This window comes from Paenibacillus sp. FSL R7-0313 (assembly GCF_037969885.1).
Classification (GTDB): Bacteria; Bacillota; Bacilli; order Paenibacillales; family Paenibacillaceae; genus Paenibacillus.
The window spans coordinates 2,594,059-2,606,000 of sequence record NZ_CP150219.1; the positions used below are offsets into that span (position 1 = coordinate 2,594,059).

13 protein-coding genes are annotated in these 11,942 nt (G+C 44.7%); 10 read left to right on the forward strand and 3 right to left on the reverse strand.

The window, feature by feature from the left end:
- Window positions 1-6 precede the first annotated feature (6 nt).
- Entirely contained in the window at window positions 7-1,080 is a 1,074-nt protein-coding gene (locus NSQ38_RS11370) for a glycosyltransferase family 4 protein (RefSeq protein ID WP_339789267.1), read from the reverse strand.
- A 245-nt stretch (window positions 1,081-1,325) separates the two neighbouring features.
- Here NSQ38_RS11370 and NSQ38_RS11375 point away from each other — a divergent pair, with 245 nt between their 5' ends.
- The 8 genes from NSQ38_RS11375 (at window position 1,326) to NSQ38_RS11410 (ending at window position 9,138) form a co-directional block, all read left to right on the forward strand.
- Window positions 1,326-2,459 (forward strand): ATP-binding cassette domain-containing protein, encoded by a 1,134-nt coding sequence (locus NSQ38_RS11375; RefSeq protein WP_339790491.1) that lies wholly within the window; start codon window positions 1,326-1,328, stop codon window positions 2,457-2,459.
- Window positions 2,456-3,172, forward strand: a complete 717-nt coding sequence (locus NSQ38_RS11380) for an ABC transporter permease subunit (RefSeq protein ID WP_017692528.1) — start codon at window positions 2,456-2,458, stop codon at window positions 3,170-3,172. Before NSQ38_RS11375 ends, NSQ38_RS11380 begins: the two co-directional genes overlap by 4 nt.
- Window positions 3,173-3,176: 4 nt before the next feature.
- Window positions 3,177-4,571, forward strand: coding sequence for a GldG family protein (locus NSQ38_RS11385; RefSeq protein WP_339789270.1), 1,395 nt, complete (start codon window positions 3,177-3,179; stop codon window positions 4,569-4,571).
- Window positions 4,568-5,584: a DUF4340 domain-containing protein gene (locus tag NSQ38_RS11390; protein WP_339789272.1), complete on the forward strand. Its 1,017-nt coding sequence runs from the start codon at window positions 4,568-4,570 to the stop codon at window positions 5,582-5,584. The genes NSQ38_RS11385 and NSQ38_RS11390 overlap by 4 nt, the downstream gene beginning before the upstream one ends.
- Before the next feature lie 279 nt (window positions 5,585-5,863).
- Window positions 5,864-6,853: a YhcN/YlaJ family sporulation lipoprotein gene (locus tag NSQ38_RS11395; RefSeq protein ID WP_339789275.1), complete on the forward strand. Its 990-nt coding sequence runs from the start codon at window positions 5,864-5,866 to the stop codon at window positions 6,851-6,853.
- Window positions 6,854-7,212: 359 nt separating this feature from the next.
- On the forward strand, window positions 7,213-7,821 hold the full coding sequence (locus NSQ38_RS11400; protein WP_076211329.1) for a type IV toxin-antitoxin system AbiEi family antitoxin domain-containing protein: 609 nt from the start codon (window positions 7,213-7,215) through the stop codon (window positions 7,819-7,821).
- A complete protein-coding gene (locus NSQ38_RS11405; protein ID WP_100529708.1) occupies window positions 7,821-8,741 on the forward strand; it encodes a nucleotidyl transferase AbiEii/AbiGii toxin family protein in 921 nt (306 codons plus the stop codon). Before NSQ38_RS11400 ends, NSQ38_RS11405 begins: the two co-directional genes overlap by 1 nt.
- A 172-nt stretch (window positions 8,742-8,913) precedes the next feature.
- Window positions 8,914-9,138, forward strand: coding sequence for a helix-turn-helix transcriptional regulator (locus NSQ38_RS11410; RefSeq protein WP_017692532.1), 225 nt, complete (start codon window positions 8,914-8,916; stop codon window positions 9,136-9,138).
- Between the two features lie 201 nt (window positions 9,139-9,339).
- Here NSQ38_RS11410 and NSQ38_RS11415 read toward each other — a convergent pair whose 3' ends face one another.
- Window positions 9,340-9,633: a hypothetical protein gene (locus NSQ38_RS11415; protein WP_339789278.1), complete on the reverse strand. Its 294-nt coding sequence runs from the start codon at window positions 9,631-9,633 to the stop codon at window positions 9,340-9,342.
- Between the two features lie 216 nt (window positions 9,634-9,849).
- Here NSQ38_RS11415 and NSQ38_RS11420 point away from each other — a divergent pair, with 216 nt between their 5' ends.
- The gene (locus tag NSQ38_RS11420; protein WP_339789279.1) at window positions 9,850-10,398 is read left to right on the forward strand and encodes a DUF4303 domain-containing protein; all 549 of its coding nucleotides are present in this window, start codon (window positions 9,850-9,852) and stop codon (window positions 10,396-10,398) included.
- Window positions 10,399-10,510: 112 nt separating this feature from the next.
- On the opposite strand, the gene NSQ38_RS11425 is transcribed toward NSQ38_RS11420, so the two are convergent.
- The gene (locus tag NSQ38_RS11425) at window positions 10,511-10,858 is read right to left on the reverse strand and encodes a hypothetical protein (protein ID WP_339789281.1); all 348 of its coding nucleotides are present in this window, start codon (window positions 10,856-10,858) and stop codon (window positions 10,511-10,513) included.
- Between the two features lie 212 nt (window positions 10,859-11,070).
- Here NSQ38_RS11425 and NSQ38_RS11430 point away from each other — a divergent pair, with 212 nt between their 5' ends.
- The gene (locus NSQ38_RS11430; protein ID WP_339789283.1) at window positions 11,071-11,934 is read left to right on the forward strand and encodes a MurR/RpiR family transcriptional regulator; all 864 of its coding nucleotides are present in this window, start codon (window positions 11,071-11,073) and stop codon (window positions 11,932-11,934) included.
- Window positions 11,935-11,942: the final 8 nt, after the last annotated feature.

The window sequence follows — 11,942 nt, forward strand, 5'->3', positions numbered from 1 at the left end:
CTATATTCAATGGAAAATTCGCAGTGCTGTCATCATTTCACGGAAAGAAATGGCATATCGATCGGGTGAAAAAGACAAGCTCATATGCTGTCTGCCCTGAATGCGAATATAGTCACGCAGTTTCTTGTTATCCATGAGCTCCCTTGCTTCGGCTACAGCTGCCTTTACATTTCCAATCGGATAAAACTTACCAGTCTTATTATGTGTGATAAATGAACGTACACCATCCGAATCCGTGCTGAGCACCGGGCAGCCACAACTGATGGCTTCAGCGACGGCATAGCCGAATCCTTCAAGCAATGAAGTGGATAACATGATCCCCCCTGATTCGGCAATCATGGAATAGTATGCAGGCATCTGAGAATGTGGAACATTGATGAAGATGCCAATCCGATCCTCAAGTCCGTATTCTACCAGCATGTGCCGGAACATGACCTCATCTTCTGGATTAGCCAAAGTTGGATCGTGGAATAACCATAGTCTGGCTTTTGGATTTTTTTTGACGATTTCACTTGAGATGATTAAATATTCACGCCAGTTTTTGTTGTGTTCAAGTCGTCCTACCCAAGCCAGCACCGGATAGGGTGGGGTATCCACCAAAATGGGTGCGAAGGTGTTCGTATCCAGCATATTCGGAATAACAAACCGATGAAGCCAAGGACAGATATGAATGAACATATCCAGCAGATGGTCTGTGGGAGGTATAACGGCAGCATCGCAATGGGCTTGAAGGTAAGGGACACCCATCTGTATCGTTTCCAGAGCTTGATCGCGTGTTCCGAGTCCCTGTGCTTCAAAAATAATTCGTCCGGTATAACCAAGTCCTCTCAAGCGGCCGGGCATAGCGATGTCTGAAGTGGCAATGATGGCATCATAATGATGAGTATGAATGATATGATGAATATCCTCGTCACTGGACGCGGTGAAAATGGGCGTATCACTGTTGTTCTGCAATCCCGAGCCTGTGTTGAGATATAATAGGTGCGCTTCAATGCCGTGGCGTTTCAGAACAGCGGTGCGCAGTCGATTTAACGTATCCACGCCACCGCTTGGAACATAAAACGTGAATAATACTTTCACACGATTCACCCTCTGACTTTTGGTCAGGAGCACATTCTCCTGTACTCTATGTTACGTTGGCTTTAAGCGCAGGGTGTGGGTGTTGGTCAGAATGTTCACATTTTGGACAAATATTTTTAAGCTGCCTTTTAAGTGTCATTAAGCTGAGGCTAGGATAGCTCACGTAAGATACAAGGAACTTCCCGTGTCTATCATCTAACCTGAACGATGGTGCACGGGTATTTTAACGGGAAAGGATGAATGATGTGCTCGAAGTGAAACAGGTCAGCAAAGTTTACGAAGGGCAACGCGGCGTACATCAACTGGATTTCACCATGGAACGTGGTGAGATTGTTGGCTTTCTCGGGCCAAATGGTGCCGGAAAAACAACAACGATGCGTATGATTACGGGCTATCTGCATCCAACCGCGGGTACCATTATGGTGGATGGGGTATCGGTGCATGAGCAGGGTCAGCGTGTTCGTTCCAAGATTGGGTATCTGCCTGAAACTCCGCCACTGTATCCGGATATGACGGTGCAGTCCTATCTTAAATTCGTAGCCAATTTGCGAGATGTCCCGGCACGTGAGGTTAAGCTGCGTGTCAGTGAGATGGTTAGTAGATTGGGACTTCAGGGTCGGGAAAGGCAAATGGTACGTGGGTTATCCAAAGGATACAAACAACGCCTTGGGCTGGCAGGAGCCATTATTCATAAACCGGATCTGCTGGTTCTGGATGAGCCAACATCGGGCCTTGATCCAAATCAGATTATCGAGATCAGAGATCTGATTCGGGAACTGGGAGAGAACCATACGGTGCTGCTCAGTACGCATATTTTGCCTGAAGTGAGCACGCTCTGTAATCGAATGTTGATCATCAATCAGGGACAGCTCGTGCTGGATGGTTCACCTCAGCATTTCGGATCAGCAATGGGGGATCAGTTCAAGGTGTCGATTGAAGTGAAGGCCACTGCGGAGCAATTACATAATGTGCTGACCCCATGGGAGAAGGTGCGGAGTGAAGTCATACAAGCATCGGATGCGAATCCCACCAAAGATAGTTCACTTAATTCAGATTCAGCGAATACGGTTAAAATGCTGCTTACTGGAGAAAACTCGGAAGATTTCCGGGAGGAGCTGTTCTACCTTTTGTCTGGTGCAGGATTACCGATACTGGAGATGAAGAAGGAGAACCTAAGCCTGGAGCAGATTTTCCTAAAGCTGACCACAACCGAGACAACAGATACAGATACGAATTCGCCAGATGTGGATAAGGTTGCTGGGGCAGAGATGGATCAGAACGTAACTGCGGACCTCGACTCCTCGAGTACATCAGAAACATCAGTGAGTACAGCAGCCGATACTTCGCCCCAAGCTCACAAAGGGGAGGATTCCAAATGAGACGAATGATGGCGGTATGCAATAAAGAGCTACAAGCTTATTTTCTGTCACCAACGTCCTATTTTGCTTTTGCCGTATATGTACTGATGACCAGTCTGCTGTTCTATTCAAGCTTTGTATATTACCAGCCGAGTATTGTCGATTATCGTCTCGTGTTGGGGGATACGTTGTCCATGCTGCTGTTTGTCGTGCCATTGTTAACGATGCGACTGGTTGCAGAGGAATTCAGACAGGGAACGGATGAGTTATTGCTGACTTCTCCGGCACGTGTAACAGAAATTATTTTTGGCAAATATCTTGCCTCTCTGGCCATTCTGGTCGTTCTCATCCTGTGTAGTCTGGTGTATCCATTCATCATGTCGTTCTATGGGACATTGGATATGACGACAGTATGGATGTCTGCGCTGGGGTTATTTTTCCTGGGCGGAAGCATGATGGCGATTGGATTGTTCGCTTCTACATTATCTCAGCATCAGATGGTGTCTGCGGTGGCGGGTTTTATTATTTTGCTCGTTTTGTGGATGCTTGATTCATTCGCAGGAAATACGGGATCTGCTTTGCAACAGTGGCTGGACCCATTTGCACTGACCAACCGGTTCGACAGCTTCATGAAAGGTGTACTTAGTGGACCGGATATATTGTACTATGTCACACTTTCAGGTGTGTTTCTGCTGTTAAGCATTCAAATTGTGGAACGGAAGCGGTGGAGGTGAGAAGATGAAAAAATGGTTAAGTCATACCAACAGTACCGTGCTGTCCGTAGCGGTGATTGGCATCTTTATTTTGCTAACACTGTTCCTGAATTCACTTGGCGGCTTCCAGCTGGATCTGACCTCGAACAAACAATACACGTTGTCTGACCAGTCTCTAACTGCGATCAAAGACGTGAAGGATGACGTCAACATTCTGGTGTTAACCGTCGAAAATGCCAACAACACCGTCCTGAACCGTGAGGTCACGGATATGGTCGAGGAATACACGAAACGTAATAGCAAGTTGAAGCTAAAACAGTATAATCTGACGCAGGAACCTGCGCTTGCATCCAAATACGGCATAACAGGCAGCTCCATTGTGCTGGAGCAGGGCGATCAACACAAAGTGATTGATATCGCCAGTTTGTTCACCGCGACAGGTGACGGCAGTGACGGATCATATCAATTCACAGGTGAAGAAAAGCTGACACAGGCGCTCATGAATATGTCATCCACCGAGATGCATAAAATGGTCTTTTTGACCGGACATGAAGAGCTGAGTCTCGCTCAGATGACTACGCTGAAATCCTCCTTGGAACAAAATAATGTGCAGACGGAAGAGTTGCAGTTGAATCAGGCCGGGAAGGTTCCGGAAGATGCAGATGTGCTTGCCATTATAGGTCCACAACGTGATCTCAGTGATGCAGAAATGAAGGCCATTCGCACCTATCTGAGTAATGGAGGCAAGCTGTTATTATCCCTCGGATTTGTAGAAGATATGAAATCCAGTTGGAAAAACATCGATGCCCTGATGGCTGACTATGGCGTCGTTGACGAGCATGCGGTCATGGTAGATAACCAGCAAGCCAGTACGATGGGGCCACTCTGGGTGGTGCCGGAGTATGGTACACATGCAATCACGGACAAACTTGCTGCAAGCCAATTGTATCCGATGTTGTCGCTGTCGATTGCGTTGACCAGCAAAGAACAGGATAAATATACCCTTTCACCGTTAATTCATTCTTCGAATGACAGTTATGGGGAGACAAATATCGGCGGCTTATTGCAGAATGAAACAACCAATGATGCCGAAGAGGACATTCAGGGACCCGTTGAATTAGGGTATGCAGCCGATACAACGGATGGTAAACCGAAGGCGGTTATTCTGGGGTCGTCCATTTTCATGCAGGATTCGGAAATTGCGAATGGCGGCAATCGGGACTTTATTTTGAATACGGTAAACTATTTGAGTGAGAAAGAAAATGGATTGACGATTCGCCCACGGGTACAAGCCGGGTATGAGACGGCATACCTGAATGGCGAGCAAGCTAGAACGATTTTCTTCGTGGCTATTGTAGCGTTCCCACTTATCTTTGTTATCATCGGTGTACTCTTATGGTGGAGGCGTAGACGGGTATGAGAAAATGGGTCCCAACGATTCTGGTAGTCATCGTACTGATTGTGGGCTGGGTGTACGCGGCCAGTCAAAATTATTTTCGAGAAGAAGAAGCGGTACAAGCCAAATTGCTCGGTATTCAATCCGGGGATATTCAATCTATCACAATACATGACACTACGGAGGAGACATCCGGTGCAGCAGGATCTTCGACTTTGTCGCTTGAAAATGGCGTATGGCAGATGGTTGAGCCAAAAGCCTATCCTCTGAACGGTTACAGTGTAAGCAGCTGGCTGGATGCTCTGAGTGGTGCAAATCAGGAACTGGTGGTGGAAGAATCGCCGACGGATCCGGATAAGTACGGATTAGGTACAGATGCTACACGTATGGATATCAAACTCAAAGATAATCGGGAGATCAAACTGGCTATTGGCGGACAGCTTCCAGCAGATGATGCACGGTATGTACGCGTAGATGAGGGTCCCGTAGTTGCCGTACAGACAGAGACGATTACCAATATAGCTTTGTCTCGTCGTGATTTATTGGACACGACACCTTTCAACATGGATGAGACGAATGTTGAGTCTCTGGAGTGGGAAGGTGAAGCAGCTACCTGGATGTTAACATCGACATCGGAGAACGATGCGGCAGAGCAGACTTGGACACTGAATGGAAAAACGATTGAAGCCACAGATGCCGTATCTCTTATCGGCAAAATCAAAAACCTGTCGACAGCAGATGATGTGCGCAAAGCGTCCGAGCTGAAAGGTACTGTTCCACGATTCACTCTGTCTGTTGAACAGACGGTTGATGGGCAACAAGTTAGAGACGTGTATCGGGGACTTACAGTGCCATCCGACCCGGATCAGATCTGGGTCATTACGCCAGATGGTCAATGGGCATATGGCATGGATGCGACAAGTCTAACGGAAGCCGAGAAATTCCCGGATACAATTAAAGCATCCACAACTTCGTCGGAAGAGTCATCGAGTTCTGCAAATGACGCAACGACATCCTCATCAACAGACGGGAAATGAGCGGGGCGGAAGATAAGTGATATTATTGAGTTAAGATGCAATATTATTTCGAGGCAGTGCTGCGAACAAGCAGCACTGTTTTTTTATTTTATATAGCGAAGAAACTCACTGTCCACAGATCAAACCTAAAGGCCAATAAGCAAAGACTCAAACCAGAAGACCCAAACCAGAAGACCTGAATCTACAGGGTAAGGTACCATATCCTTTCAGCATATCGGTACGTACAGAAGCGCATCCTATCTTTGTGACCAAAACCAACAGACATTGGAGGATGAGTACATGCCAGCAGTCAAAAAGGCAACAGCTATTACGTTATCATTATCTACTGCGATCTTTGTAATGGCCGGTTTGACAGGTTGTGGCACGAATCGGGATACCAACAATATGCATACACAAAGTGTTCGTCAGCAAGCCAACGGCATTAACCGTTATGGTGTGGAAACAAATGGCATGGATGGCATCCGTGCGAAAAGTTATCGCATGCATAATGTGACTGACCTGAAATCCAGTGAAGAGCTGGCAAAACGCATCACGGAGATGAAGGAAGTTAAATCCGCCCGTGTCATGTTAACGGATCGTAATGCTTATGTGGCGGTTCGTTTGGCAGATGGTCATGCAGGCAAGTTGGAGAGCAAGTCCAATGGTCGTACGAGCATGCTGAATGGAACAATGCGTAATCATGCCAGTGATACCATGCGTGGGGGCAACATGAATCACGATATGGGTGGTATGCGTGTGAATGGCGGTACGGGAACAATGTCTCCGTACAGCACTAGCGGAATTGCTCCAGGACTGAACACAAATTCAGCAACGGATCGCAGCCATATGGGTAATGACCGTGGCATTTATGGCACGATGGGCACAGGAACAATTGGTATGATGCGTGGTCTGACAAACAGCGGCAAAGCACGTGGGACGGACGATGGGCATTATGGTATGAAAAGTGAAGGACAACGTGTAGATAGCACGGATGATAACACATCAGCTGAGATTAAAGGCAAGATTTCAGCCAAAATCAAGCAGTTTGCACCAAACATCGAGAATGTATATGTATCAGCCAATCCGGATTTTGTGGAGCATGTCGAGAACTATGCCACAGATATTCGTAACGGTAAGCCCGTTAGTGGCATGATCGATACGTTCCAATCGATGGTGGAGCGCATTTTCCCAACGAACGGTACGGATACCAATCACCGTGATGGCATCCTTGACGATGGCCTGATGAACCGTAATCACAACGGTGGTGTCATGAACCGAATGGATCGGTAGTTTTTTAAGACATGAACAAGTGTGCCTTTGCGCAGATGGTAACATCCGCTGCAGGGGCATGTTTGTTTTACATGATCTCAACAGGATACACTTTGAATGTTTCTTCAATAAATTCAGAATATTTGTCTTCCATATAGACTAAATAGACTAACGAAATGAAGTACCATCTAATATTCTTGCGCTCCTAAAAGAATTATGTTCTGCTCTTACGTCTAAGTGCAGAGTTTTTAGTGAATAATAAAGGGGATTGAAATTAGGGTGTGGAATAGTTATGGATTAGAATGAACTTGGAAAGAAAATTCTGAACAGATCCAGATAAGGCAAGAAATGCACGCGCAAATGTGAATGGTGGTGAGTGTATGAACGAGAAAATTGTAGTTGCTGCAATGCGAGTATTTGAAGAACAGCATGGTTTTGCTCGAACAAAAGATTTCATAGAAGCGGGCGTATCCCCTTACTACATAAAAAAACTGGAGTCCGCTGGTGAAATTGAACGGGTAAAACAGGGGATTTACCGACAGTCTGGTCAATTTAATGAACCGCCCCATGAAATGGTTGAGGTATCCAAACTTGTTCCCAAAGGAGTTATATGTCTTCTCTCTGCGCTCTCCTTCTATGAACTGACAACTTACAATCCATGGGAATATCAGATTGCTATTCATCGTGGCGGTAAAAAGCCAAAGCTTCCAGACTATCCTCCTATTAAAGTAATCTATTTGGCAGATGCTCAATACAAAATTGGAATTGATGAAGTCTATATTGATGGCTCGGCAGTTAAAATTTATGATCGTGAGAAAACAATTTGTGATATGGTGAGGTATCGTGAGAAGATTGGAATTGACTTGATGAAGGAAGGGCTGAGGAATTACCTTCAATCCCCCCACAAGAATATAACAAGGCTTGTCTCCTATGCTGATAAGCTACGAATTCGAACGGTTTTGCAAAAGTATCTGGAGGTGCTGATCTAATGAGTGAAATTAAAAATATTCCCGCCTCTGTTTCTGAACGTTTGAAAAATATAGCTAAAAAATCAGGAAAAGCATTTGATACCTTGCTGTTGCTTTATTTTCAGGAGCGTTTCTTATATCGTTTATCCATTTCTGAGTACAGGGATAAATTCATTTTAAAGGGCGGGTTGTTTTTGTTCTCACAAACTCAATTCAAGGCACGTCCAACCAAAGACGTTGATTTTCTCGCCAGACAGATTGCTAATGAACTGGATTTATTAAGAGAGTCGTTTGTATCCATTTGCTCAATAGCGGTTCCTACGGATGGTATTGCATTTCAGTTGGATGAACTGACAACGGAGAGAATTAAAGAAGATGCTGATTATGAGGGAGTAAGAATTAAAGTAACTGCTCTTTTAGGGCGGATGAGAAAAAGTTTGCAGTTTGATATCGGATTTGGTGATGTGGTGGTCCCGAAGCCCCAGCTTATTGAATATCCTGTTCTACTGGATATGACAGCACCACAAGTTCAAGCCTACTCGAGGGAATCCGTCATTTCAGAAAAATTTGAAGCCATGATCACATTATCTGTGATGAATAGTCGGATGAAGGATTTTTATGATATTTATACGCTGTTAACAACGAACAACTTTGATGGTCGAATCCTTCACGAGGCAGTGTCCGAAACCTTTCAACAACGGGGCACAATATTTGAAAAAGAGCATCCTCTGTTTCATGAAGAATTTGCTGAAAATGAAGGTCGGACAAAACAGTGGCAGGCTTTTCTGCGTCGTTTAGGGGTTGAAGAACAACTTGCATTTCAGGATGTGATGGATGCTCTTGTTTCTTTTCTTGAACCTGTTTATCATTCAATAATTGATGAGAAAGAGTTTTTTAAGCGTTGGAGTTATACCGAAAGGGCTTGGAAGAACAATAACTGATTAATACATAATTTTTTGAACTATGCACCAACTATTTTAGAGCGATGTATGCAAATTACTGCCCATTTTTCTTATAAAACTGAACCAACGCCCTTGACCTGACATAAGATGAGTTGACTGTATCCCCTTAACCTTGTTACACCAACACAACCCGAGCAAGGAGGGGTGAACATTGAAGGGTATCGATCATAAAAGCAAATTTTTGTTGACCCACCGTGAACGCGAAGTATTCGAATTACTGGTTCAAGACAAAACAACGCGTGACATCGCAGGGCAGTTATTCATCAGCGAGAAAACGGTGCGTAACCATATTTCGAATGTGATGCAGAAACTCAATGTTAAGGGTCGTTCGCAGGCAGTTGTCGAGCTGATTAAGCTTGGAGAACTGAAGATTTAGTTGCGAATTACAGTTAGGATTAAGTAGCAGCATGAAAGCCTTTCTCTATTCTTTGTCATGAAGAATGGGGCAAGGCTTTTTTGCTACTGATTTATAGTTTATTACATCAGATGATCCGCTGTTCAGGGATTAAGTCACCCATCCATGGTGTATAAAAATAAGCCACGCAACGCAACCATCCAAAGGTTATCATTACATGGCTTATGTTGAAAATTGAACATCCATTAATTCAAAGTCGACTTTGCATGAGGTTCCTGAGAAAAATTCCTCTACAACCTCAACATCGCTTCTGCTCGTATGAAAGACATATAACTCGCGTGTCGGATGGAGCTTGTGCAGTTCTTTGTAACCGCTCCAGGCTTCTTGAGGATTATCATAGTTTTGAATAACAGCTATATCCTCTAGTTGACGGACACGGTTGCTGGAGCTTGCCTTGATTGCTTCCACAAGCACAAAACGATCTGGGTGTAATTCAATAATCTCTCCCCATTTCATCGGTGTCACCTCACTTGGTTAGTCGTATTTTTATTATAGCATAGTCGTTTAAGGGTGTAGGAAGTAAGCACGTTAATTGCGATTATGTGGTACCTTGTAGTTATCGAGAGACCTACATAGCAACAGGGCGGGGATATGAATATCTCGTTAACCGTTTCGGCCCGAATCAATGGTTTGAAAAACATTTGAATCTTAAACTGCATTGAAAATGAAAGGATGAGCTGTGTGGACCACTTTTTAAGTGAATTTGAAAATCAATTTCGAGCGGGGTTTCTTCCTGATCTGGAACAAACGCTGGCTAAGGTAGAGCACGAGAAAGTATATGCTTGTGCCTTTGGAACAGACAGTGATTGGGTAACGCTGTTCATGGCGGTAAATACAGAGGAATCCCTGGCTAGGCATATTACCAATATGAAGGAACAGGGGTTGTGCGACAGCGAGGAGGACGAAATCTATTACAGATGGGGCTGCTCCGAATATCAATATGGCGAGGATACGCACTTTAACCACATCAGTCGATTGTTGTATGCAACAGAAGATGTCCAGAAGTATAAGGATGAGATCATTCGAATCATCGTCAAAGTTGTGAATGAGACAGCAGATGACGTTTTCGCCCGATATGGACAAACCAAAGCAGACATTACGTTTTTCGTTTCTCTCACAGATGATGATCTGGCGGAGGAAATTGAAAATCAATCGGTCCATCAAATGACTGTACCCGGCTTAGCCAGCAAATTCTTAAAACGATATGATGACATTAATTAGAACGAATTGAATCTTAGTACCGCGAAAGTCTTTCCTATTCTTTAACTAAACTAAAGAAGGAAGAGGCTTTTTTGTTTTTGCGTGAAAAAATGAAACAAACGAATCCATACACTTATTGATTCCTATTCATTTGAAGGAAAATCCTCCATTTTTTCTTCGAAAATGGCTGATAAAAGAGCTGCTCCAATTCCTCAAATTGTGCTTCGTTCAGATGAAGATGGAGCGCTATTTTCGCAATTTTTGCGGCAGGTTGGGAAGCGGATTTCCTTCCTCCGGCTTTTCGTTTGATCGGAATATGAAATTGTAGCAAGTCTTCGAGCTGATTCCAACCTTCCCAACTCAACCGACCTCCGCGTTTCCAGTCGATAGCATAGAGGGCATAATAGGCGTGTCCTTCTGTTTGTTTGGAAGCCATAATCCAGATGGAAGGAATGAGCTTTTCCCGTTGTCTTCGATTCATTAGAATTGCACCCCTCTCGATTCTCAATATAAAGGATATCCACTATTTGGAGCAAGGAGACGAGGGTCTACCCACACGTTCAGCATGAATGCAAAACTCATGTGAAATTCCTCTTGATTTGCAGGATCGTCTTGATTAAAATGAAGTTATAAAAATGATTTTCTTAATTTATTAGAAATAAATAAAAATAATTTTCATAAAGTGAGGACCTCATGGCAGCCATATTACGTGCGTTGCAGCAAGAACTGAATAACCTTCCGTCTCAGGAGCGACGTATTGCCGAAGTCATTATGCAATCTCCCTCGGATATTCCAGGTTGGACGATTAGTCATCTGGCAGAGCAGAGTGGCACAAGTGCGGCGACGGTGACCCGCTTTTGCAAGTCGTTTCATTTCAAAGGTTTTCCCGATTTCAAAATGAAACTTGCCGCAGAATTGTCCCACGCATCTGATGAAACGGCGTATCAGGATATTGTAGCGGGCAATTCCCTATCCAAAATTGTTGAAGCTATCGAAGCCAACCACCTCGCGTCGATTGCAGATACCACCCGCTTGCTGGATTTGGGCAGATTGGAGCAGGCAGTGCAATTATTGTGTCAGGCTCGCCGCATCGATCTGTACGGTGTAGCTACCTCATCGATTGTTACACAGGATTTCTATCAGAAACTGGTGCGGATTGGCAAGAGCTGTACAGCTTTTTCCGACTCACATATGCAGATTACATCCGCATCTTCGCTCGCCGAGGGAGATGTGGCGATGGCCGTATCCTATTCAGGCGAAACACCAGAGACCATCGATGCCCTGCATTGTGCCAAAGAGGCCGGAGCTTCTACGATCTCACTGACCTCCTACGGAAGTAACACACTCGCAACGGTATCGGATATCCCACTGTTCACCTCTTCCTTGGAAGAAGGCATGAGGCGCGGAGATATGGCTTCACGTATTGCACTGCTGCATGTGGTCGATATTTTGTTCACAGGCATGGTAAGTGCCGACTTCGACCGTTTTATCCCCAGACTGGAACAATCCTATCACAACGTGCAGTCTTATCGATTCCAACACAACGGAGGTGCCTGACAGATGAA